General features: G+C 72.0%; 17 protein-coding genes. 1 reads left to right on the top strand and 16 read right to left on the bottom strand.

The features are described 5' to 3' along the window. Window positions 1–9: 9 nt before the first annotated feature. Complete coding sequence (locus QU602_RS13900) at window positions 10–678, bottom strand: response regulator transcription factor (RefSeq protein ID WP_308797058.1); 669 nt, start codon at window positions 676–678, stop codon at window positions 10–12. A 190-nt stretch (window positions 679–868) separates the two neighbouring features. On the opposite strand from QU602_RS13900, the gene QU602_RS13905 reads away from it, so the two are divergent. Beyond that, window positions 869–4516: a DUF3376 domain-containing protein gene (locus QU602_RS13905; protein ID WP_308797059.1), complete on the top strand. Its 3648-nt coding sequence runs from the start codon at window positions 869–871 to the stop codon at window positions 4514–4516. A 141-nt stretch (window positions 4517–4657) separates the two neighbouring features. On the opposite strand, the gene QU602_RS13910 is transcribed toward QU602_RS13905, so the two are convergent. The 15 genes from QU602_RS13910 to QU602_RS13980 all read right to left on the bottom strand — a co-directional run bounded on the left by QU602_RS13910 (window position 4658) and on the right by QU602_RS13980 (window position 23440). Further along, window positions 4658–6466: an ABC transporter ATP-binding protein gene (locus QU602_RS13910; protein ID WP_308797060.1), complete on the bottom strand. Its 1809-nt coding sequence runs from the start codon at window positions 6464–6466 to the stop codon at window positions 4658–4660. Continuing rightward, window positions 6463–8286 (bottom strand): ABC transporter ATP-binding protein, encoded by a 1824-nt coding sequence (locus QU602_RS13915; RefSeq protein WP_308800182.1) that lies wholly within the window; start codon window positions 8284–8286, stop codon window positions 6463–6465. The genes QU602_RS13910 and QU602_RS13915 overlap by 4 nt, the downstream gene beginning before the upstream one ends. Window positions 8287–8759: 473 nt before the next feature. Further along, window positions 8760–10016 carry a dimethylargininase gene (gene ddaH, locus QU602_RS13920; RefSeq protein ID WP_308797061.1) on the bottom strand — a complete coding sequence of 419 codons (1257 nt, stop codon included), beginning with the start codon at window positions 10014–10016 and terminating at the stop codon, window positions 8760–8762. 52 nt (window positions 10017–10068) lie between these two features. After that, a complete protein-coding gene (locus QU602_RS13925) occupies window positions 10069–11244 on the bottom strand; it encodes a Glu/Leu/Phe/Val dehydrogenase family protein (protein WP_308797062.1) in 1176 nt (391 codons plus the stop codon). Window positions 11245–11368: 124 nt separating this feature from the next. After that, on the bottom strand, window positions 11369–12982 hold the full coding sequence (gene purH, locus QU602_RS13930; RefSeq protein ID WP_308797063.1) for a bifunctional phosphoribosylaminoimidazolecarboxamide formyltransferase/IMP cyclohydrolase: 1614 nt from the start codon (window positions 12980–12982) through the stop codon (window positions 11369–11371). A 97-nt stretch (window positions 12983–13079) separates the two neighbouring features. Further along, window positions 13080–13670 (bottom strand): phosphoribosylglycinamide formyltransferase, encoded by a 591-nt coding sequence (purN, locus tag QU602_RS13935; RefSeq protein WP_308797064.1) that lies wholly within the window; start codon window positions 13668–13670, stop codon window positions 13080–13082. A 91-nt stretch (window positions 13671–13761) separates the two neighbouring features. After that, window positions 13762–15297, bottom strand: coding sequence for an APC family permease (locus QU602_RS13940; RefSeq protein WP_308797065.1), 1536 nt, complete (start codon window positions 15295–15297; stop codon window positions 13762–13764). Between the two features lie 277 nt (window positions 15298–15574). Further along, window positions 15575–16864, bottom strand: a complete 1290-nt coding sequence (locus tag QU602_RS13945) for a cell division protein PerM (RefSeq protein ID WP_308797066.1) — start codon at window positions 16862–16864, stop codon at window positions 15575–15577. 63 nt (window positions 16865–16927) lie between these two features. Beyond that, complete coding sequence (locus QU602_RS13950) at window positions 16928–18331, bottom strand: hypothetical protein (protein WP_308797067.1); 1404 nt, start codon at window positions 18329–18331, stop codon at window positions 16928–16930. 196 nt (window positions 18332–18527) lie between these two features. Beyond that, window positions 18528–19052: a hypothetical protein gene (locus QU602_RS13955; RefSeq protein WP_308797068.1), complete on the bottom strand. Its 525-nt coding sequence runs from the start codon at window positions 19050–19052 to the stop codon at window positions 18528–18530. Between the two features lie 84 nt (window positions 19053–19136). After that, entirely contained in the window at window positions 19137–20039 is a 903-nt protein-coding gene (gene sucD / locus QU602_RS13960) for a succinate--CoA ligase subunit alpha (RefSeq protein WP_308797069.1), read from the bottom strand. Window positions 20040–20053: 14 nt separating this feature from the next. After that, window positions 20054–21217, bottom strand: coding sequence for an ADP-forming succinate--CoA ligase subunit beta (gene sucC / locus QU602_RS13965; protein WP_308797070.1), 1164 nt, complete (start codon window positions 21215–21217; stop codon window positions 20054–20056). 218 nt (window positions 21218–21435) lie between these two features. Continuing rightward, complete coding sequence (locus tag QU602_RS13970) at window positions 21436–21675, bottom strand: helix-turn-helix transcriptional regulator (RefSeq protein ID WP_308797071.1); 240 nt, start codon at window positions 21673–21675, stop codon at window positions 21436–21438. Next, window positions 21672–22520, bottom strand: coding sequence for an ABC transporter permease (locus QU602_RS13975; RefSeq protein WP_308797072.1), 849 nt, complete (start codon window positions 22518–22520; stop codon window positions 21672–21674). The genes QU602_RS13970 and QU602_RS13975 overlap by 4 nt, the downstream gene beginning before the upstream one ends. Continuing rightward, a complete protein-coding gene (locus tag QU602_RS13980; protein WP_308797073.1) occupies window positions 22517–23440 on the bottom strand; it encodes an ABC transporter ATP-binding protein in 924 nt (307 codons plus the stop codon). Before QU602_RS13980 ends, QU602_RS13975 begins: the two co-directional genes overlap by 4 nt. Window positions 23441–23512 lie beyond the last annotated feature (72 nt).

A 23512-nucleotide genomic window follows, 5' to 3' on the forward strand; every position in this document is an offset into this window, starting at 1 on the left:
AGTCTCCGCTCACCTCGCGCCGAGCAGGGTCAGCACCGCGAGCACCCGGCGGTGGTGCTCGGGCGACTCTTCGAGGTCGAGCTTCTGCAGGATGCTCCGCACATGGGTCTCGACGGTCTTGAGGCCGAGGAAGAGGGTCTGCGCGATGCCGCCGTTCGAATAGCCCTGCGCCATCAGCTCGAGCACCGAGCGTTCGCGTTCGGTGAGCCGCGCGAGCGGGTCGTCGGCGCGCGTGCGGCGCACGAGCTGCTCGACGACCTCGGGGTCGACGACCGAGCCGCCGTCGGCGACGGTCTCGACCGCACGGACCAGCGTCTGCGGCTCGCTCACGCGCTCCTTCAGCAGGTATCCGGTGCCGCTGCCCGCACCCATGACCCGTAGCGCATACTCGGGCGTCGCGTACATCGACAGCAGCAGCACGCCGATCTTCGAACCCGAGGCCCGCAGCGACTCGAGCGCGACGATGCCCTCGTCGCGGAAGCTGGGTGGCATCCGGATGTCGAGGACCGCCACATCGATCTCGTCGGCGCGCACGACCTCGAGCAGTTCGTCGCCCGTGCCGACCGACGCGACCACGTCGATGCCGCCGCCCTCGAGCACCTTCTGGATGCCCTCGCGGAGCAGCAGCGCGTCGTCGGCCACCGCCACCCTGAGCGGGGATCTCGTTCCGTCGGCCATGGCCACTCCGTCTCGGTTGGACGCGCGCACGACCCCCGCAATCGGTCGCGGTATCTCGCGACTGTATCGCGTTCGACCCCCGGTCCGTGCACCCCGTTCAGGGGCCACACCGATGCGGCGGCCCGCACGGCGTGCCACGCTGGTCCTGCCCGCGGCGTGACCGTCGCCGCATGCACTCCGAGGAGCACGGATGCCGCACGCCGCCGACGCCGCACGAGCACCACGTCCGATCGCGGTGCGGGCGGCCGCACCGGGGGTGCGGATCGACGAGCTGCTGCCCGAAGGCGCGCTTCCCGCGTCGGGTCGCACCCTGCGCGTCGCGCTCGCGATGCGCGGCGGCGTGAGCCTCGCGGTCTGGATCGGCGGCGTCGCCGCCGAGCTGGATCTTCTGCGTCGCATCCGGCTCTTCGACGTCGGCGACGAGACCTGGGCGGTCGTCCCGACGACGCGCGGCGCCGACCTGTCGCCGGCGGTCGAGGAACGGGTCGTCGTCTATGCGGGCCTGCTGGATCGGGCGGGGTACGACCGCGTCGAGATCGATCTGCTCGCGGGGGCCAGCGCCGGCGGGCTGAACGCCGTCGTCTACGCGGTCGCGCAGCGCGCGGGCGTCGCCCTCGACGGGTTGCTGCGCACCTGGGGGTCGGTCGGCGGCTTCTGGGGTCTGCTGCACGAACCGGGCACGTGGGGGCTCAGGGCGCCGCTGCGCGGCGAGGGCTACTTCCGGCGGCGGGTGTTCGCGGCGATCCGCGATCTGCATTCCTCGCCCGGCGGGCATCCCGACCTCGTGCCCGAGTACGTGAGCGTTGACCTCTCGGCGACCATGATCGATACGGCCGATCAGCTCGAGGAGGACGCCGCAGAGGGGCGTGGCCACTTCCGCTTCGTCGGCAGCGACGCCCACCATCTCGACAACCTCGTGCCGCGCCGCGGGGCGCTCGGCTACGAGGGCAAGGCGGCCGACGACCGGGCCCAGCTCTGGCATCTCGCGCTCGCGGCGCGGTCGACCTCGTCGCTCGCGGGCGGCTTCGAGCCCGCCGAGATCGCCTCCACCGAGTGGCCGGCCGAGGCGGCACGCGCGTCGAGCGTCGCCGAGCGCGACGACCTCCGATTCGCGTTCGCCGCGCATCGCGCCCGCTCGGGTGAGCCGTTCCGCGTCATCGACGGCGCGGTGTTCGACAACGTGCCCATCGATCGCGCGCTCGCCGCCGCCAAGCTCCGTGCGAGCGACCGGCTCGCCGACCGCGTGCTCGTGTTCCTCGATCCCGAGCCCGACCCCGCCCTCGGCGGTCCTGCACCCTGGGACCCCGATGCGTCGCGCTTCTTCCGCGCCGTCGGCGCCATGTTCACCCGGAGCTTCCGTCGCGAGTCGGTCGCGCGCGAGGCCGCCGAACTGCAGCGCTTCAACGGGCAGCGGGCGCTCGAGACGGGGCGGCGTGACAGCGGTGCCGGTCTGCTCGCGTCGGCGAGCGCCGAGCCCGGCGAGGTCGATGCGCGCCGCCGGGCCTACGTGCGCGCCTCGGGCGCGGTCGTCGCCGAGCGGCTCGCCGAGGCACTCGGCCAGCCCTCGCTCTGGCAGCTGCGGTCCGCGGGCCGGCGCAGGCGGCGGTACACGCCCGTCGACCGCACGGCGCTCGCCGGGCTCGACGCTGCGGCGGCTGCGCGATACGCATACGAGGCCGACACGCGACCCGAGGTTGCGCTGCACGCACCGTTGGCGCTCGCCGACGCGGCGAACTGCGTGCTCGCCTGGACCCGCGAGCTCGAACGCGTGCCCGAGGCGCCCGGCGCGCGCCGCGGTCTCAGCCTGCCCGACGTGCGCCGCGACGCGTACGCCGCGCTGATCGACGCCGAGGGCTCGCTCGACGCCCTCACCGAGCGGGTGCTCGAGCACGTCCGCCGGACGCTGCCCCCGCACACCGCGCCGGCGCCGCCCGACCTCGCCGCCTGGGTCGAGCGCTGGGTCGCGGCCTCCGACCAGGTGGACACCGGCGCGCACTGGCGCGAGCTCGATGCGTGCGTCGCCGGCCTCGCGCTGCTGAGTCGCGAGGTCGACGCCGGCATGGATGCGCACACGCCGGCGGTCGCCGCGCGCTGGCGGCAGTCGCCGTGGCGCGCCGTCGCACTCGCCGACGTGGCGACCGAGGCCGCCGACCTGCCGCCGCTCGCCAATCCGATCGGCATCCCGGCCGCGCTCTCGCGCGTGGACTACTGGACCATCGGGGTCGATGAGCGCCCAGCGCATCAGGAGCGGTTCACCGCGCTCCTGGACGACCGCTTCCTCACGCGCCTGCAGACGACGATGCGCACCCCGGGCCTGCAGGCCGAGGAGGCGGCCGCGCGGCTCGCAGCTCCCGACCCCGACCCCATGGACCGCCAGACGAAGCTCGCAGGATACGGGTTCGGCAACTTCCTGGGATTCCTCGCGAGCCAGTGGCGCGTGAACGACTGGTGGTGGGGACGGCTCGACGGGTCCGCCGGCATCGTGCGCATGCTCGCGACCCGCGTGCACGGGGTGGCCTCGGACGGACTCGTCGCGGCGGTCCAGGATGCGGTGCTCGCCCAGAGCGACGAGCCGCGGTTCCGCGACGGCGGGCTGTCGCCGCTCGACCCTGTTTCCACCGGCGGGCGAACGGATGCCTCGACGGCGGCCTCGGCTGATGGCGCTGCCGGGGCGCACGCACCGGTGCGGGACGTGCGGGAGACCGCTGCGGCGACGGATGCCCCGCCCGAGGCCGACCGGATCCCGGCGCCCGCACCGCACTCTGCCGAGGGCGACGACCGGCGCGCCCGACTGCGGGCGGGCACCGACACGCTCTGGAACCTCGACCCCGGGTACCGGTTCGCGCTCGCGTCCCGCGCGCTCCGGCTCATCGACCGGGCCGCCATGCCGGTCAACCGGGTCCTCCGCACGGTGCTGCAGATCGTGCTCGCCACGCTGCGGCCCGTGCTGGTGGCCCTGCCCGCCGTCGCCGACCCGCCCCGGCTCGCGCTGGTCGCCGGCCTCTCGGCCGGGGTCGCGTGGCTGCTCACGTGGTCCGCGTTCGCGCCGACCGCCGGGTCGGTCGTCGCGGCCGTCGTCGTCACGGCGCTGCTCCTCGGGGTGCTGGCCGCGGGCGTCGTACGCTCCCGCCGACGCTGGGCCACGGTGATCGACGGCCTCGCCGGCCACCCGCGTCAGTCCGCCGCCGTGCGCGCCCGCGCCGGCTCCCGCTGGCCGCTCGCGCGCTACACGGTCGTCGCGATCGCGAGCCTCGTGCCGCTCGCCATCGCGATCGCGCGCGCGAACCTCGTCATGGCCGTGCTCTGCCTCGGCGTGTCGCTCGCGCTCACCGCGGTCGCGGTTCGGCAGGCGAGCGGCGCTCGGCAGGCCACGGTACGGCCGCGTCTGCTGCGGACCAACCTCATGTTCGCGGTGTTCGTCGTGCTCGGCGGGCTGCTCCCGCTCGCGCAGGTGCTCTGGGCGGAGCATCCGCTCGTGCCGTCGCTCGCGCGGGACGCCCTCGCGCCGCCCATGCGCTGGGACCTCGCGGTGCTCGCCGTCGGCGCCCTGCTGGTCGCGATGGCCCTCACCGTCGACTGGCTGCCGGTGCGTGTCGGTCGCACCGCCCGGCGCCGTACGCGCGGCATCGACTGGTTGACGGTCTCCGCGCTCTCGACCGCCGTCGCGCTCGTGTCCGCCGAACTCACGAGGCTCGCGATGGCGGACCGCCCCGAGCTGCACGCCGTCGCGACCGCCGTCGTGGTCTTCCTCGTCGTCTGGGGCAACCTCGTCTGGTGGCTCCCCGAGCTGCGCCGCCGCGAGCTCCCGAAGGCCGACACCGTCGTCCGCGCGCACTGACCCACGCCCGCCCCGTGCCCGTCCCGGCGTCCCGGCGTCCCGGCGTCCCGGCCCCACTGTCCCCGCCGCCGTCAGGCCCGCACCGTCCCCATCACCCCAGCCCTACGCGCGACACCACGCCACGATGTCGCGCGGATGCGCTCACACGAGCGAGTCGCGCCACGCCGCGTGCAGCGCGGCGAAGCGACCCGAGCCGGCGATCAGGTCGGCGGGGGCGCCGTCCTCGACGACACGGCCGTGCTCCATGACGAGCACCCGGTCGGCGATCGCGACGGTCGACAGCCGGTGCGCGATGATGACCGCGGTGCGCCCCGAGAGCAGCGTCTGCAGGGCGTCCTGCACGGCGCGCTCGCTCGGGATGTCGAGCGAGCTCGTGGCTTCGTCGAGGATCAGCACCGCCGGGTTCGCGAGGAACGCGCGCGCGAACGAGATCAGCTGGCGCTGACCGGCGCTCACCCGCCCGCCGCGCTTGTTGACGTCGGTGTCGTATCCGTTCGGCAGCGACTCGATGAACTCGTGCGCGCCGACCGCCTTCGCCGCGCGCACGATCTCCTCGAACGGCGCGTCGGGCCGGCCGAGTCCGATGTTGTCGGCCACCGACCCCGAGAAGAGGTACGCCTCCTGCGTCACCATGACGATCGCCCGGCGCAGGTCCTTCGGGTGCAGGTCGCGCAGATCGACGCCGTCGAGGGTGACCTGCCCGTCGCTCGGGTCGTAGAACCGGGCGATGAGCTTCGCGAGCGTCGATTTGCCGGCGCCGGTCGAGCCGACGAGCGCGATCGTCTGGCCGGCCGGCAGCTCCAGGTCGAAGCGCGGCAGGATGACCCGGTCGGCGGTGTACGCGAACTCGACGCCATCGAACCGGACGTTGCCCTCGGCGGTCCACAGATCGACCGGTCGCACAGGGTCGGGGACGCTCGGCTCCTCCTCGAGCACGCCCGAGATCTTCTCGAGGGCGCTCGCCGCCGACTGGTACGAGTTGTAGAACATGGCGAGCTCTTCCATCGGATCGTAGAACCGCTTCGTGTAGAGCACGGCCGCGAGCAGCACGCCGACCTCGAGCCCCGCGTCGATGACCCGGAAGCCGCCGATCAGCAGCACGACGGCGACGGCGGTGTTGCCGATGAGGGCGAGGGACGGGTTGTACACGGCGAAGAGGCCGAGCACGCGCGCGTTCACGTCGCGGTAGTCCTCGGTGAGCTCACCGAACTCGCGCTCGTTGCGCCGCTCCTTGCGGAAGGCCTGCACGGCCCGGATCCCGGTCATGGTCTCGACGAACTGCACGATGAGCCGCGCGCTCGCGACCCGTGAGCGCCGGAACAGCTTCTGCGAGCGGACCTGGAACCACCGGGTCAGCGCCACCAGCGGCAGCAGGGTGACCATGAGCACGAGGCCTGACACCCAGTCGAGCCAGACCAGTGCGATCGCGGTGAACACCATGTACAGCACGCCGCGCACCAGCGCATTGATGCCCTCGTCGAGGAGCTCGCGGATCGCATCGAGGTCGCTCGTCTGCCGCGAGATGATGCGGCCCGACGTATACGACTCGTGGAACTCCAGCGACAGCTTCTGGGTGTGCAGGAACACGCGCGTCCGCAGGTCGATGAGGACGGCCTGGCTGATGCGTGCCGCGAGCCGGATGTACCAGGCCATGAGGAACGCGCCGGCGACGCCGGTGAGCAGGAAGGCGAGCCCCGCCGCCCCGACCGGCATCCAGTCCTGTTCGAGCAGCGCAGGAAGCCCCTGATCGAGGCCGTACGCGATGATCGCCGGCCCGGCGACCTGCGCCGCGGTCGAGACGACCACGATCGTCAGCGTGAGCCACAGGATGCGCCGTTGCGGCCCGAGCAGCGAGCCGAGCAGGCGCAGACTCCGGCGGCGGATCTGCCGCGACTCGACTTTCGTGTACTCGTGGCGTTCCTCGCCCTGCACGCCGAAGACGGTGCTCATCGGAGGACCTCCCTCTGGTCGTCGTGGTCGTCGGCGGGAACGGCGGTCTGGCCGGCAGGTCCCGCGTCGATGAGATCGGATGCCTCGGCCTGCGCCTGTCGCGCCTCGTCCTCGAGGCTCGAGATGACGAATCGGTAGTGCTCGGATACGCGGAGCAGCTCGGCGTGCGTGCCGACGGCCGTGATGCGGCCCTCCTCGAGCAGCGCGACCCGGTCGGCGAGCATGACCGTCGACGGGCGGTGCGCCACGATGAGCGCGGTCGTGTCCGCGAGCACGGTCCGCAGTTCCTGCTCGACGCGTTCCTCGGTCGCGACGTCGAGCGCCGAGAGCGGGTCGTCGAGCACCAGCACGGCGGGATCGGCCGCGACCGCGCGCGCGAGCGCGAGGCGTTGCCGCTGCCCGCCCGACAGGCTCATGCCCTCTTCTCCGACCTTCGTCTGGAGGCCGTCGGGCAGGTCGTACGCGAAGCCGGCCTGCGCGATCCGCAGGGCCTCGTGCAGCACGCGGTCGGCCTCGCTGCGCACGTCGGGAGCGTCGCCCGCCAGCTCGGGGCGACCGAGCAGCACGTTGTCGCGCACCGAGGCGCTGAACAGCGTGGCGTCCTCGAACGCCATCGCGATGTGCGAACGGAGCTCCTCGCGCGTCAGCGCGCGGACATCCACACCGTCGAGGGTCACCGCTCCCCCGGTGACGTCGTAGAGCCGCGTCGTGAGCGCCGTCATGGTGGTCTTGCCCGAACCCGTGAGCCCGACGAGGGCCATGGTCTCGCCGGGTTGCAGCACGAGGTCGATGCCGTCGAGCAGGTCGCCGAACCGCTCGGGCGAGTCCTGGTACCTGAAGTGCACCGCGTCGAACGCGAGCTCGCCGCGCGGGCGCTCGACGCGCACAGGCCGCTCGGGGTCGGTCACCTGGTTCTGTTCGTCGAGGATGTCGAAGTAGCGGTCGGTCGCGGTGCGCGCGTCGAGCGAGAACGCGAGCAGGAAGCCGATCGACTCGATCGGCCACGCGAGGACCGTCGCGGTCGCGAAGAACGCCACGAGCTGGCCCACCGAGAGATGTCCCTGTGACGCCAGCCACACGCCGAGCACGAGGCACAATGCGAGCGCGACCGCGGGCACGAGCAGGAGCCACACCCAGATGCTCGCGTCGAGCCTCGCCTTCTCCATCTCGGTCGAGCGGAGCGTCTCGGCCCGCGCACGGAACGTGCTCAGCGCGTGCTTGCCGCGCCCGAACGCCTTCAGCACCCGGATGCCGTGCACCGACTCCTCGACGGCCGTCGCGAGGTCGCCGGACTGGTCCTGACTGCGGCGCGAGACCTCCGAGTAGCGGCCCTCGAAGCGGTAGCCCACGACCCAGAGCGGGATCGCACAGAGGAAGAAGACGAGGCCGAGCAGCCAGCTCATCGAGATGAGGATGGCGATGCCGACGACGATCACGATGAGGTTCACGACGAGGAGCACCAGCCCGAACGCGAGCCACCGGCGGATCAGACCGAGATCCGTCACGGCGCGCGACAGCAACTGGCCGCTCGGCCACCGGTCGTGGAAGCTCACGGGGAGGTCCTGCAACTTGGCGTACAACGCGTTGCGCATCCGCGCCTCGACGCGTGTCGTCGGCGTGAGCACGAGCCAGCGGCGGAGCGCGAACATGATCGCCTCGGCCGCGCCCAGCCCGAACACGAGCAGCGCGAGCGGCACGACCGCCGCGCGGTCGCCGTCGGTCAGCGGCCCGTCGACGATGCTCTGCAGCACCTGCGGGATGGCCAGGGCGATGAGCTGCGCGACGAGTGCCGCGGCCGCGCTGCCGATGAGGGCGGGCATGGCCGGGCGGGCGTAGGCGCGCAGCCGCCAGAGCGCGCGGATCGAGCTCGTACGCGCGGCGGTCTGCGCCGCGTGGTCGCGCGGCGGTGGCTGGTGGTCGGCGATGACGGTCAAGCCGGGTCCTTCCGAGGGCGCTCGCGCGCGTCAGGCGCGTCGAGCCGATGAGACGAGGGGTGCACGCGGTCGCTGAAGCGACGTCGCGCAGCGTGGCGCGTGCAGTGGTCCGCCGGAGCCAGCGGCACGGGAGGCTGGCGGAAGCGCTAGCGGGACGGTTTCGCGAAGACGGGCGTGGGCAGAGCCGCCGGCGAGCGAAGCGCAGCGCCGAGTGCCGCCACCGTGCGGGCGTCGAGGTCGGCTGTCTGCATGATTGTCCTCCTGCGTCGTCATCTTCGGCCGAGATGGATCGCACCGCGGCCAGCCTTACAGACTAGAGAACTTCCCGGTCCGACCGCAAGAAGAGTTTGACCGGGCTGTCAGCGCACGCGCACCGAGAGACAGGTCACGCAGCCTTCGAGCTTCTCGAACTCCGAGATGTCGACCGTGACCACCCGGTAGCCGAGGCCCGACAGCATCTCTGCGGTCTTCGGCGCGGAGGCCGCCATCAGCAGCGTCTCGGGCGAGAGCTCGACGACCGCGACGCCCTCGGGCTCGGGCACGGGCAGGAATCGCGGGAACAGGCTCGGCGTGTCCACGCGTTCGGCGTCGCCGATGATCGTGCCGTCGGGCAGCGCGGTGAGCAGGCTCTTCAGGTGCAGTGCCTTCGTGACCGGGACCGCGACCACGGTGAACCCGTGCGGGGCGAGGATCGTCCGCAATTGCCGGATGCCTTCGGCGTTGGTCCGGCTCGAGGCACCCACGTAGACCGTGTCGCCGACCTTCAACACGTCGCCGCCCTCGAGCGTGCCGGGCTGTTCGATGCGCTGCACCGTGAGGCCGGGCAGGCTCCGCACGGCACGTTCGACGGACGCGGTCTCCGCCCGCCGCGACTCGGCACCGGGGCTGCAGATCACGGCGAGGTCTCCGAACATGACGACCTGATCCTCGACGAACACCGAGTCGGCGAGCTCGGGCTCGGCGTCGACCTCGATGGTCTCCCACCCCTCGGCGACGAGCGCCGCGCAGTAGTTGTCCCACTGCTCGTCGGCCCTGGCCTGGTCGACCGGCACGCGTTCGCGGTGCGTGAGCTCGCCCTCGGCGAGGTTCGAGGCGGGGATGCGCACGAGGGCCATGCGGTGCTGCTCGCGGTCGGGCGCGTACGCGAGCACCGTGCGCAGCACGCGGCCGGCGAGCAGCACCTCGGCGAGCACGACCGCGATGATGAACACGAGGTTGAGGCTGACGAGCGAACCCAGCACGAACAGGAACATCTCCGGCCGCATGCCGTTGCCGCCGGCGAGCACGGTCCAGGACGTGCCGAGGATCGCGGCGAGCACCGCCGACGCGAGTCCCGCGATCAGTGCGAGGAACCAGCGTCGGGTGGCGCCGAGCGCGTTCGTGATCGAGAGCAGCGCCCACGCCATGATCGAGGTCACGAAGAAGTGCCCGCCGATCTGTCCGAACACGTCGGGCGACTGCCCGTTGCCGATGAAGAGTGCGAGCGTGGACGCCGCATACGCGACGGCGGCGACCACCGCGGCGGACAGCAGCACCGCGCCGGCACGGCGGGCCGGCGTGACCGCCGGCCGGAAGCGGGCGCGCGAGGATGGAGCGGATGGCGCGGGGGACGTCATTGGCCCAGCCTATCCGGGCGCCCGCCACCGACCGGCGGTGCCGACGGGGCGATCACTGCGGCGTGTCGGCTCCGGTTTCGGCCGCCGCCGTGCGGTGCGCGCCGAGGCGCTCGCTCGCGAGCCGCTCGGCGGCGCCGAGCGTGGTCTCGCCGGCGGCCTCCGCGCCGCGCAGCACCTCGCGCACGGTGCCGCCGATGCCCGCGATACGGGCCTCGAGCTCGGCAGCTGCGACCTCGGGCGACGACGCCAGGTCGAGGTAGACGACGCCGCCCGCATTGACGACGAAGTCGGGTGCCCACGCGATGCCGCGCTCGCGCAGCAGGTCGGCCACCGCGCGCTCGGCGAGCTGATTGTTCGCCGCGCCGACGACCGCGCGCACGCGCAGGTCGCGCACGACCGCTTCGGTCAGCACGCCGCCGAGGCCGCACGGCGCGAACACGTCGGCCTCGACCCGGTGCGCGTGCTCGGGTTCGACCCACTCGGCGCCGAGTTCCTCGGCGAGCGCGCGTTTGCCGTCCGCGACATCCGTCACCGTCAGCCGCGCGCCACCTGCCGCGAGCTGTCGCGCGAGGCGACCGCCCACCTGCCCGAGGCCCGCGATCACGATGTGCCGGCCCGCGACGTCGCGGCTGCCGGTGAGGTGCTCGAGCGTCGCGACGAGGCCGGCGTGCACACCGGCCGCGGTCGCGTCCGCCGGCTCGCCGACGCCGCCCTGCTCGGGCGGCAGCCCGCACACGTGCGCGGTGCGCTCGGCGACGACGGCCATGAGTTCGGCGCTCGTGCCCACGTCTTCGGCGGTCATGTAGGCGCCGCCGAGCGATTCGACGGCATCGCCGAGGTCGAGCATGGCGGCACGCCGGCCGGTGTCGTCGAGCACGACCCCCGGCGGGATCGCGATGACGGCCTTGCCGCCACCTCGCGCGAGCCCCGCCGCGGCGTTCTTCAGCGTCATGGCCTGCGAGAGTCGCAGGGCGTCGGCGAGGGCGTCGGTCCAGTGGTCGTAGTGCCAGAGGCGGGCGCCGCCGAGTGCCTGACCCAAGACGGTCGAATGCACCGCGACGATGACGACGAGACCCGAGCGCGGTCCGCGGGTGATGAGCACCCGTTCATGGTCGGGGGCGTCGAGCGGAAGGGCGACCGCCGTGTGCGCGGTCGGCGCAGTCGGCGTGGACGCGGTCGTCGGCGTGGATGCGGTCGCGGGCATCGCAGGGACCTGTGTGATCGACATCGATCGTTCTCCTGGTTCTTCCGCCTGGTGGGCGGAACGTGGGCTGCGGCGCCTCGTGAGCGCCTCACCCCCAGGGTAACGCCGGTCTCGCTGGTCGAGTAGCGAAGCCTCTCGAGACCGGCCCCTAGTGGAAGAAGTGGCGCTCGCCCGTGAAGTACATGGTCACGCCGGCCGCCTTCGCGGCCGCGACCACCTCGTCGTCGCGCACGGACCCGCCGGGCTGGACGATCGCACGCACCCCCGCGTCGATCAGGATCTGCGCCCCGTCGGCGAACGGGAAGAAGGCATCGGATGCCGCGACCGAGCCCGCGGCGCGTTCCCCCGCACGCTCGACCGCGAGCTTGCACGAGTCCACGCGGTTCACCTGCCCCATGCCGACGCCGACCGACGCACCGCCTGCGGCGAGCAGGATCGCGTTCGACTTCACGGCGCGGCACGCGGTCCATGCGAACGCGAGGTCGGCGAGCGTCGCCTCGTCGGCCGGCTCGCCCGCGGCCAGGGTCCATTCGGCGGTCGGCGCGAAGTGCCGGTCGGCCTGCTGCAGGAGCATCCCGCCGGAGACCTGGCGCAGCTCGACCGCCGTGGGCGCGAAGCCGTCGGGCAGCGTGAGCAGGCGGATGTTCTTCTTCTGCGTGAGCACCTCGACCGCGTCGGGCTCGAACCCGGGCGCGACGAGCACCTCGGTGAAGATGCCCGCGACCGTCTCGGCCATCTCGCGCGTGACGACGCGGTTCGCAGCGATCACGCCGCCGTACGCGGAGACCGGGTCGCACTCGTGCGCCCGGCGGTGCGCGTCGGCGATCGGGTCGGCTGCCCCGGGCGCGGCTACGGCGATGCCGCACGGGTTCGCATGCTTGATGATCGCGACGGCGGGCTCGGCGAAGTCGAACGCGGCACGCACGGCCGAGTCGGCGTCGACGTAGTTGTTGTACGACATCTCCTTGCCGTGCGGCTGCGTGGCCTGGGCGATGCCGGGTGCCGGGGCGCCGTTCGCCGCGTAGAGCGCGGCTCGCTGGTGCGAGTTCTCGCCGTAGCGGAGGTCGGCGTCCTTCGTCCACGACCCGGCGACCCAGGCCGGGAACGGCGACTCCTCGGCGGGCTGGTCCGGCGCGACGGCCGATCCCATCCATGACGCCACGGCGATGTCGTAGGCGGCCGTGTGCCGGAAGGCCTCGCGCGCGAGCTCGCGACGCTGCGCGAGCGTCGTACCACCCGCCGCGACCGCCGCAGCGATCTCGGTGTAGCGGTCGGGCGAGACCACGACCGCGACGTTGGCATGGTTCTTCGCCGAGGCGCGCACCATCGCCGGGCCGCCGATGTCGATCTGCTCGACCACGGCGTTCGGCTCGGCGCCCGAGGCCACGGTCTCGGCGAACGGATACAGGTTCACGACGACGAGCTCGTACGGCTTGATGCCGAGCTGGGCCAGCTCGGTCTCGTGGTGGTCGAGACGCAGATCGGCGAGCAGGCCCGAGTGCACCGCGGGGTGCAGCGTGCGCACGCGACCGTCGAGGTGCTCGGGGTAGCCCGTGACCTCGGCGACCTGGGTGACGGGCAGTCCGGCGGCGGCGATCGCCGCGCTCGTGCCGCCCGTCGAGACGAGCTCGACGCCCGCGTCGACGAGCGCCGTCGCGAGCTCGACCAGGCCGCGCTTGTCGCTCACGGCGATGAGGGCCCGCCGTACGCGCACCCGGTCGCGCTCGCGGTACAGGCTCGGGTCGATCTGCGGTCCGCTCAACGCGGGCTCCTTTCATCCAACCGAGGGCCGAGACGGCCCTCAGCGCTGGGGTCGCGGCGAGGGCCAGAAATGGCCCTCGCTCCAAGCTCCACCGCGCTCATGCGGTGAACTCCTTGAGGTCGAGGTGGGACGTGGCGATGTCGTGCACGGCTTGGATCAGCAGCCGCCGCTCGATGGGTTTGATGCGGTCGTGCAGGCTGTGCTCGGTGTCGTCGGGCAGCACGGGGACGCGCTCCTGCGCGATGATCGGGCCGCCGTCGACCGAGGTGTCGACGACGATGAGGCTCGCGCCGGTCTGCGTGACGCCCGCGGCGAGCGCGTCGCGCACCCCGTGTGCACCCGGGAACTCGGGCAGATAGGCGGGATGCGTGTTCAGCAGGTACGGCGAGAAGGCCTCGACCACCGAGGGTGGCACGAGCCGCATGAGCCCCGAGAGCACGACGAGTTCGGCGTCCCAGCGGCGCACCTCGGCGATCAGCGCCTCGCCCCAGGCCTCGCGGCTCTCGTACGCGGTGAACGGCACCGTGAACGTGGGGATGCCGAACTCTTCGCCGAGCACCAGACCGTCGGCATCGCGATCGGCACCGATCGCCACGACGCGTGCGGGGTACTCGGGGTCGGAGGCGGCTTCGAGGAGCGCGCGGAGGTTCGAACCGCCGCCCGAGATCAGCACGACGAGCTTGAGCACCGTTCGAGCCTACCGGCTGCCCGGATGCGCACCCGCGTCACCCGCGTCACCCGCGTCACCCGCGTGACCGGCACCGGCAGCGCCCCCGCGCTCACACCCCGCCGTCGACCGACCGGATCACCACCTGCTCGTCCTCGGGCACCTGCACCTCGGTCTCACGGTTCAGCGACTCACCGCGGAAGAACGGCTTCGCATCGGCGAAGAACGACCACACGACCATGAGCACCGCACCCAGCAGCAGCGAGCCGACACCGACGACGAACACCCCGCCGACGCCGAACAGCACCGTGTACCCGTAGTCGGGGTCGAGCATGTCGATCGCGGAATAGATGAACGCCCCGGTGAGCAGCACGGCGCCGAGGAGCGGGAACACCAGCCGGTTGAAGACGTTCCGCACCGACGAGAACAGGCTGTCCTTGAAGTACCAGACGCACGCGAACCCGGTGATGGCGTAATAGAACGCGATCGCGAGACCGAGCGACAGGATCGTGTCCTGCAGGATGTTGTCGCTGATGAGCGTCATGCCGACGTAGAACACGATCGCGACGAAGCCCATGAGCAGGGTCGAGAACGACGGCGTCTTGTAGCGCGGGTGCACCGTCGCGAACCGCTTCGGCAGCGCCTTGTACACCGCCATCGCGAGCGTGCCTCGCGCGGTCGGCAGGATGGTCGTCTGGGTCGAGGAGACGGCCGAGATCATCACGGCCACGACGAGCAGCCACGCCCACGGCCCGAACAGGGCGTCCTTCAGGACGAAGAACACGTCGTCGGCGTTCGCCTCGTTGCCGAGCCCGGTGGCCGTGTCGCCCAGGCCCGCGTACGACATCGCGGCGACCGTCACGCCGACGTAGGTGACGAGCAGGATCACCGTCGTCAGCACGGCCGCGCGACCCGGGATGCGCTTGGGGTCGCGGGTCTCCTCGTTGAGCGCGAGGCAGGTGTCCCACCCCCAGTAGATGAAGAGCGCGAGCAGCACCGCCTCGACGAACCCGTCGAACGACGAGAACGCGAACGGGTCGAACCACGACCACGAGGGCGTCGTCGACCCTTCGGGCGCGTCGCCGTTCACGACCTGGACGACGGCGAAGATCACGAACAGGATGAGCGCGAGGTACTGGATGGCGAGCAGCACGTTCTGCATGCGCTCGCCGATCTCGAGCCCGCGCCAGCTGATGAACGCCATGAGCGCGATGAACACCACGCCGGTCGCGGTCACGATGGCGCGGTTCTCGGCCAGCTCGGGGTTGATGAGCAGCCAGAGGTACTTGCCGCCGATCTCGGCGAGGTTCGCGAGCACGACGGTGCCGGCGACCGCGACGCCCCAGCCGCCCATCCAGCCGACCCATGGCCCGAACGCCTTCGTCGCCCAGGTGAACGTGGTGCCGCAGTCGGGCACGTCGCGGTTGAGCTCACGGTAGGCGAAGGCGATCAGCAGCATCGGGATGAACGCGATGATGAACGCGATCGGCGCCTGCTCGCCGACGGTGAGCACCACGAAGCCGAGCGTGGCGGCGAGCGAATAGACCGGGGCCGTCGAGGCCAGCCCAATGACCGTGGATCCCCACAGCCCGAGTGTTCCGGTGGCGAGGCCCTTGCCCTCGCGCGTGCCTTCCGTCGTCGTCGACATGTCACCACCCCTTTTGAGCCAGAGGGTAGCACCGCGCGCGAGGCACGAGCGGGCGAGACGGCCGGTCGGCCGCGCGGGCGGGCGGCGCGGTGCTTGCTCAGGAACGCGGGCACGACACGCCGCCATCGGCGGCGTCCTCGCCGGCGCGTCGCGCACATCTTCCTGAGCAAGGATTTGGACGGGTGCGGTTTCGGGCGGATGCCACGCGCCAGCGGATGCCACGCGCCAGCGGATGCCACGAGCCGGCGAATGCCGCGGGCCGAGCGCCGCGGGCGGATCAGGCGAGGTGCGCTTCGTGGGCGGATGCCTCGTCGGCAGGCCGCGTGCGCGCCCCCACGTCACCCCGGGGCATCGCGCGCGCGGTGAACGCGCCGGCGACCGCGCCGAGGAACACGGTGACCGCGGCGATGCCGGCCACGGGCCACGGGTCGGGACCGGTCACCGCGAGCCGACCGGGGCCGATCGCACCGCCCGACCACCAGGCGAGGAGCCCGATCACCACACCGGCGACGACCCCCGAGGCGGCGGCGAGGATGACGGGCGCCCACCAGGCGTCGGCACGCACGTCCGGGGTCGTCGCGAAGCGCCGCCACACGAGGTTCGCCCCCGCGAACGCGAACACGAGCGGCACGATGAGCCACACGATGCCGAGCGATGCGCCTTCGGGCGGCAGTACACCGAGCAGCGGCACGCCGGGCACGGGGCCGAGCAGGGTGCCCGTCGGCGAGACCGTCGATCCGGCGCCGAACGCGAAGCCCGGTCCGAGCATCCACGACGCGGCCCAGACGACCGCGTTCGGCAGCACGGCCAGCTCGGCGACGGTGATCGCGATCCCGCCGTCGACGCCGGCGCCGATCGCCTGCGAGAGCCCGATCATGGTCGCGTAGTCGGCGGCGATCAGCACCGCGACCAGCACCGCAGCGGCCGCGAGCACGCCGAAGACCGTGCCGGCGCCGACGCGGACCGCAGCGGTGGTCACGGCGACGGCGAACTCGGGCAGCGCGCGCCAGCGCGCGAGCAGCGGTCCCGCCGAGGCATCCGCCCGCCCGATGCGCTCGGCCCGCAGCGTCTCGGACACTGCACCGATCGTCGCGCCGAGCGCCATGACGAACGCGGGCAGCACGACCCCCTGCCACAGCGACGGCGTGGCCGCCGGATGCGCCGCGGCGAGCGCGAGGGCCGCGCCGACCGCGGCCATGACCGCAGCCGCGGTCACGACGCCCGTGGGGCCGTGGCCGGCGACGGCCGCCCGGCGCCCGATCCGGACCCCGAAGAGCACGGTCACGAGCCCGAAGCCGAGCGCCGCGATCGTGATCGGGAACGGATCGCCGGCACCCGCGACGCCCGTGAGCTCGGCGGTGAGCGGGTCGAGCTGCACCGTGAGGTCGACGCCGTGCCCGAGCAGCCAGACGTCGGCCGTCGCGCGCAGGAAGATCGAGGCGTCGAGGGTCAACCCGAAGTGGACGGCCCAGAGGAGCATGAGCGGTACGAGGACGACGCCGAGACCCACGAGGGTCGCGATCGCGGCCTCGAGCGCGGCGAGCAGGGCGACGGCGGTGCGGGACATGGCACCGCGAGCCTAACCCGGGCCGCCGGGCACCATCGGCACGACGTGCGGATGGCGCCGCGATCAGCGGCCGTCGCCGGGCTCGACGGCTACGACCGCCGGATCGACGGCCGGCTCGGGCACGGCGCGCGCGTCGGGCGACCCGGCCGGCCGGCGCAGCAGCTCCACCACCAGGAGCGCCAGCAGCGCGAGGACGACCGTCCAGACGACGAGACTCACCGTGATCGGCCGTGTGAACAGCACGACCGCCGAGGCGACCACCACGATGAGCGCGTAGGCCCCGGCACGCCAGCGATCGAGCCAGCTGCCGAACGTGCCCGTCGTGACACCGTGGGCCGCGGCGGAACGCCGTAGGGCGCCGAAGCCCGAGTCGGCCAGCCCGCGCGCTGCGCGCGCCGGCCGCCACGGGCCCGTGAACCACGCGATGACCGCGATGAGCAGCGCGAGCACGAACAGCGACAGGATCGCCCCGCGCATGATCTCGACGAGCTGCTCGAAGAGCGCGACCGCCGCATCCTGCGGCATGATCGACGGGCTCACCGTGCCCACGAAGAACGCCCGGCCGATGCCGAGCCCGGCGGCGAGCACGACCATCGAGAGCGCGAAGCCCGCCGCGGTCCAGACGAGCGCCGCCGCGCGGCGTTTCGCGATGAGCACGCCGGCGATGAGCAGGGCGAGCGAGAGGATCGGCAGCCAGGTGCCGGCCGCGACCGCGAGCGCGTACATGGTCTTGACGAGGGCGATCGCATCGTCCTGCACGATGACGATGCTGCGATCGATCGAGGGGATCGCCGATGCGAGCCCGATGCCCTGATCCTCGAGCCGTTGCTTGACGGCGTCGATGACCGGCCCGAGCTGCACCGAGAGCGTGTCGTTCGACACGTCGAGCGCGGCGTTCGGGTCGCCCTGCATCGCGGCGACGAACTGACGATGCGTCACCCTGAGGGCGGTCCCCCACACGTCGGCGAAGGCCTCGGACGCGACGATGCGATCGACGGCGCCGTCGATCAGCGACTGCAGCCCCTGCGTCGCGGGTCCTTCGAGCAGTCCCAGCGCGTCCTGCGCACGCGGCGGCAGGTTCAGCTGCTGCAGCCCGTCGAACAGGTCGCTCGTCAGCGCTTCGAGGTCGACCTGTTCCTCGATCGCGGCCGTGACCTGATCGCCGACGAACGCCTGCACGTCCGGGTCCTCCGCGAGCGGTGCGAACGTCGACACGAACCGGTCGGTGTCGACGAGCTCGAGCCGCGCCCAGGCCGTGAGCAGCGCGATCGGTGCGAGCACGAGCCCGACGACGACGCAGATCACCGCGACGACGGTACGCCAGCGCTGCGCGCCCGTGCGGGTGGCCGGCGGTTCGGCACCACCGCCGCCGGCTCCGCGGTCGGTCTGTGTTCGCCTGAGGGCCGAGTTCTCGGCCTCCAGCTGCGCGATGCGCGCTTCGAGTTCGGACTGCGATGCCGTCGACATGGCGCGCCCCTTTCGCCGGGCTTCCCTGCGACGACCATAGCGCTGCGCCGACCCCGCCGTCAGGTACCGTCGGCGCCTTTCTCGGCCCGCGTGGCCCCGATCGCCGCCGAGTAGGGCCGGAGCCCGGCCACGACGGGCACGACCGGCAGCACTCGCCGGGCAGGGCTCGCCGGGCAGGGCTCGCCGGGCAGGCTCGTCAGTGCACGATCGCCTTGAGCGCGATCATCGCGAACCCGAAGGCCGCGGTGCCGAGCGCGCCCAGGATGCGCCACGGCCAGGACGCGCCACGGCGCGTGAACCCGATGAACCCGAGAACGAAGAGCACGGCCACGCTGACCCACAACGCCGCCCAGATGGCGTTCGAGTCGTCGACGACCCGAGTCGCCCCGAACAGCAGGATCAGCGACGGGATGAGCGCAGAGGTCAACAGTCCGAGCGATCGCCGCAGCGACATCTGGAACGCCTCACGCAGCCCCGTGACGCGGTCCTCCTCGAGGCCGTGGTGCGCGACCGTGCCCGCGTACACGTGCGCGGCCCAGAACACGAAGACCGTGCCGACCACGGTCGTGAACACCCGCCACGAACTGTCGCTGTGGTACCCGCCCGCGACGATGATCATGCCCGCGACGAGCAGCACCCCGTAGACCGCCTCTTCGGTCGCGAAGCTCGCGTGCACGAGGTGCACGGCATTGCCCGGCTTACGCTTCGTCACAGTTCCCACGCGTTCAGGCTAGAACGGATCGAGCCCCGACGGCAGTGCCGTCGGGGCTCGCGCCGGGCTCACGCAGCGGCGAGCGGATACCGCTTACAGCGCGGCGTAGACCTCGCGGAGCAGACGAGCCGTCTCGGACGGCGTCTTGCCGACCTTCACGCCTGCGGCCTCGAGGGCCTCCTTCTTCGCCTGCGCGGTGCCGGCCGAGCCGGACACGATCGCGCCCGCGTGGCCCATGGTCTTGCCCTCGGGGGCGGTGAAGCCAGCGACGTAGCCGACGACCGGCTTGGTCACGTTCGCCTTGATGAAGTCGGCCGCGCGCTCTTCGGCGTCGCCGCCGATCTCGCCGATCATGACGATCGCCTTGGTCTCGGGGTCGGCCTCGAACGCGGCGAGCGCGTCGATGTGCGTGGTGCCGATGATCGGGTCGCCGCCGATGCCGATCGCGGTCGAGAAGCCGAGGTCGCGCAGCTCGTACATCATCTGGTACGTCAGCGTGCCCGACTTCGACACGAGGCCGATCGGGCCCTTGCCCGTGATGTTCGCCGGGGTGATGCCGACGAGCGACTCGTCGGGGCTGATGATGCCCGGGCAGTTCGGCCCGATGATGCGGGTCTTGCCGCCCTGCTCCTTGGCGTACGCCCAGAACTCCGCCGAGTCCTGCACGGGCACGCCCTCGGTGATGATGACGAGCAGCGGGATCTCGGCGTCGATGGCCTCGATCACGGCGTCCTTGGTGAAGGCGGGCGGGACGAAGGCGATGGAGACATCCGCGCCGGTCTGCTCGATCGCTTCGGCGACCGAGGCGAAGACCGGCAGCTCGACGTCGGCGCCGTCCTTCGTCTTGTGCAGCACCGTCGTGCCCGCCTTGCGGGCGTTGACGCCGCCGACGACCTGGGTGCCCGCCGCGAGCATGCGCGAGGTGTGCTTCGAGCCTTCGCCGCCGGTGATGCCCTGGACGATGACCTTGGAGTCCTTGTTGAGGAAGATCGTCATTTCTCTTCGAGTCCTTACGCGTTCGCGAGCTCGGCGGCCTTGTCGGCGCCCTGGTCCATGTTCTCGGCGAGGGTGACGAGCGGGTGCGCCGCCTCCTCGAGGATGCGGCGGCCCTCGGCCACGTTGTTGCCGTCGAGGCGCACGACGAGCGGCTTGTTCGCGGCCGAGCCCAGCTCGGCGAGCGCGCCCACGATGCCCTTCGCGACCTGGTCGCAGGCGGTGATGCCGCCGAAGACGTTGACGAACACGCTCTTGACCTGCGCGTCGCCCAGGATGATCGAGAGGCCGTTGGCCATGACCTCGGCGGACGCGCCGCCGCCGATGTCGAGGAAGTTCGCGGGCTTCACATCGCCGTGGTTCTCGCCGGCGTAGGCGACGACGTCGAGCGTCGACATGACGAGCCCCGCACCGTTGCCGATGATGCCGACCTCGCCGTCGAGCTTGACGTAGTTGAGGTCGAGCTCCTTGGCCTTGGCCTCGAGCGGGTCGGCCGCGCCCTTGTCCTCGAGGAGCGCGTGGCCGGCGTGCCGGAACTCGGCGTTCTCGTCGAGCGTGACCTTGCCGTCGAGCGCGATGATCTTGCCGTCTTCGTCGAGGATCAGCGGGTTGACCTCGACGAGCGTGGCGTCTTCGGACTTGTAGACGTCGTAGAGCTTCACGAACACGTCGGCGACCTGGTCGACGAGCTCGGCCGGGAAGTTCGCGGCCTGCGCGATCTCGCGGGCCTTCGTCGGCGTGATGCCGGTGCCGGGGTCGACCTCGACGCGCGCGAGCGCCTCGGGCTTCTCGACGGCGAGCTGCTCGATCTCCATGCCGCCTTCGACGCTCGTGAGCGAGAGGTAGGAGCGGTTGGCGCGGTCGAGCAGCACCGAGAAGTAGAACTCCTGCGCGATCTTGGCGCCCGCGGCGACCATGACGCGCTTGACGACGTGGCCCTTGATGTCGAGCCCGAGGATGGCCTTCGCCGCCTCCTCCGCCTCATCGGGGGTCTTGGCGACCTTCACGCCGCCAGCCTTGCCGCGGCCACCGGTCTTGACCTGCGCCTTGACCACGACGACGCCGCCGAGCTGCTCGGCCGCGGCGCGGACCTCTTCGGGGGTGTCGGCCACGATGCCGGCCAGCACCGGCACGCCGTACTGTTCGAAGAGGTCTCGGGCCTGGTACTCGTAAAGATCCACGCTTACGTCGCTTCCAATCGTTCCGCGCGGGTCTCGCGCAGGGATGGTGGGTGATGGCCCGGCCTGGATCTCCCGCTCGGTCGATCTCTCGACGTCAAGATATCCGCGCGGGCCGTCTGCCATGGTACTCCCCTCGCGAGGCGCCTCAGAACGCGGGCGACGGATGCCTCGCGGCCGGCGCCGGCCGCGAGGCATCCGTGCATCGTTTCAGGCGTGGATCAGTCGACGCCCGGGCCGATCCGCGGAAACGCGTCGAGCGAGAAGACGAACTCGACCGGCACCTCGAAGAACCGCGCGATGCGCAGGGCGAGCTGCAGGCTCGGGTTGAACTCGCCCCGCTCGAGATAGCCGACCGTCTGATAGTGCACGCCGAGCGCGTCGGCGAGCTCACGACGCGAGACGCGACGCTCCGCGCGGAGCATCGCGACCCGGTTGTGCACCTGCTCGTGATCGCTCATGCGCGTTGCATCGCCGCTTCGCGTCGCGCGCCGAGCGCCGAGGCGGTCTCGCGTCGTGCGACCCGGCGCAACAGCATCGGCGCGAGGATCGCGCCGACGACCGCCCACGCCCCGACGACCGCGAACGCGAGCCAGAGCTGCCACTCGCCGCCGATCTCGAGCATCGCGAGCTCGGGCGGGAGGAACGCCTCGCGCATGCCGTGCCCGATCCAGTAGATGGGCGTGATCACGCCGATCACCTGCACCCACACGGGCAGCGACGCGAGGGGCTGGATGAGCCCGGAGACGAAGACGAACGCGGCGAGGACGAAGAACCCCCACCCGCCCACGGATCGGGGGTTGCGGAACATGGTGCCGATCACCATACCGAAGGTCGTGAGCGCGATCGTACCGAGCACGAACATGCCCGCGATCACCACGATGCCGGCGGCATCGAGGCCGAGCTCGGGCCCCACGAGCGCCGCCACGATCACGAGCGTGAGACCGACGGTCACCACCAGCTCGGCCATCGTGCGCGTCGTGAGGCCGGTCGTGTAGGCGCGCAGACCGGTGGGCAGTGTGCGGGCGCGGATGAGCGTGCCGTCTTCTCGTTCGGTGACCACGACCGTGGCGAGCCCGTAGCAGGCGACGAACAGCAGCTGGATCGTGAGCACGCTCGGCACGATGAACGCCGCGGTCGGCACGCCCGGCATCAGCTCGACGCCTCGCTGCAGCCAGAACACGACCGCGACGGCGACGATGCCGATGAGCATGAACGAGCTCTCGCTCGGTGTGCGCATCGAGATCCAGAACTCGGTGAGTCCACGTCGGAGGCCGGCGCGGACCGCATTCAGGTTGGGGTTCATCGTGCCTCCTCGTCGGCGGCGACCGCGGGTTCGCCGGCGGCGCCCGCCTCTCGGTGGGCGACCATCGCCAGGTAGGTCTCCTCGAGCGTCTGGCCGGTGATCTGCAGTTCGGCGACCTCGACGCCCGGGCGGGCCAGCAGGTCGCGTACGAACGCCTCCGGCTCGTTCGTGCTGTGCACCTGTCGCACGCCGCCTTCGCGCCAGCTCACCTCGGTCGCGCCCGCGATCTCACGTGCGAGCGCGGCGGGACTGCCGTCGGCCACGATGTGGCCGCCATCGAGGATGAGGATGCGCCCCGCGACCTTCTCGGCCTCGGCGAGGTCGTGCGTGGTGAGCAGCACGGTCGTGTCGTCGAAGTCGCTCAGCGCGTGGATGAGCTCGTGGAACCCGTGTCGGGCGACGGGGTCGAACCCGGTCGTCGGCTCGTCGAGGAACAGCAGCTCGGGTCGACCGATGAGCCCGATCGCGACGTCGAGCCGCCGCCGCTGCCCGCCCGAGAGCGACCGGACCGGCGCGGTGCGGCGATCAGCCAGGCCGACGAGTTCGAGCACCTCGGCGGAGTCGTAGGGGCCTGGCCGGCCGGCTTCGGTGAACGGCCGGTAGAGCGTGGCGAACTCGTCGAGCAGTCGCCCGACGCGCCAGCGGCCGTGGTCGCGCCACGACTGCATGACGACGCCGACGCGCGCCCGCCAGCGGTCCCCGGCGTGCGCCGGGTCTTCGCCGAGCACCCGGACGTCGCCGCCGGTGCGGCTGCGGAAGCCCTCGAGGATCTCGATGGTGGTCGTCTTCCCCGCACCGTTCGGGCCGAGCAGCGCGACGACCTCGCCACGGTCGATGCGCAGGTCGATGCCGTCGAGCACCTCGCGCGGCCCGTATCGCATGCGCAGTCCTCGCACCTCGATCGCCGGGTCGGACGTCATGGCTTCACCTCGCCTGTTCAGAGTAGGAACACATCGGAATGTAGTACATATGCTACATCCAGTTGCCGAGCG

The sequence above is a fragment of the Agromyces protaetiae genome (assembly GCF_030866785.1).
Taxonomy (GTDB): domain Bacteria; phylum Actinomycetota; class Actinomycetes; order Actinomycetales; family Microbacteriaceae; genus Agromyces; species Agromyces silvae.

Bases quoted from the DNA above. Each gene is read 5' to 3' on its own strand.
- QU602_RS13910 (WP_308797060.1), bottom strand. From the start codon at position 6,466: ATGAGCACCGTCTTCGGCGTGCAGGGCGAGGAACGCCACGAGTACACG.
- ddaH (WP_308797061.1), bottom strand. From the start codon at position 10,016: ATGACGTCCCCCGCGCCATCCGCTCCATCCTCGCGCGCCCGCTTCCGG.
- QU602_RS13900 (WP_308797058.1), bottom strand. From the start codon at position 678: ATGGCCGACGGAACGAGATCCCCGCTCAGGGTGGCGGTGGCCGACGAC.
- sucD (WP_308797069.1), bottom strand. From the start codon at position 20,039: ATGACGATCTTCCTCAACAAGGACTCCAAGGTCATCGTCCAGGGCATC.
- QU602_RS13970 (WP_308797071.1), bottom strand. From the start codon at position 21,675: ATGAGCGATCACGAGCAGGTGCACAACCGGGTCGCGATGCTCCGCGCG.
- QU602_RS13925 (WP_308797062.1), bottom strand. From the start codon at position 11,244: ATGTCGATCACACAGGTCCCTGCGATGCCCGCGACCGCATCCACGCCG.
- QU602_RS13940 (WP_308797065.1), bottom strand. From the start codon at position 15,297: ATGTCGACGACGACGGAAGGCACGCGCGAGGGCAAGGGCCTCGCCACC.
- QU602_RS13915 (WP_308800182.1), bottom strand. From the start codon at position 8,286: ATGCCCGCCCTCATCGGCAGCGCGGCCGCGGCACTCGTCGCGCAGCTC.
- QU602_RS13975 (WP_308797072.1), bottom strand. From the start codon at position 22,520: ATGAACCCCAACCTGAATGCGGTCCGCGCCGGCCTCCGACGTGGACTC.
- QU602_RS13950 (WP_308797067.1), bottom strand. From the start codon at position 18,331: ATGTCGACGGCATCGCAGTCCGAACTCGAAGCGCGCATCGCGCAGCTG.
- QU602_RS13905 (WP_308797059.1), top strand. From the start codon at position 869: ATGCCGCACGCCGCCGACGCCGCACGAGCACCACGTCCGATCGCGGTG.
- QU602_RS13945 (WP_308797066.1), bottom strand. From the start codon at position 16,864: ATGTCCCGCACCGCCGTCGCCCTGCTCGCCGCGCTCGAGGCCGCGATC.
- QU602_RS13980 (WP_308797073.1), bottom strand. From the start codon at position 23,440: ATGACGTCCGACCCGGCGATCGAGGTGCGAGGACTGCGCATGCGATAC.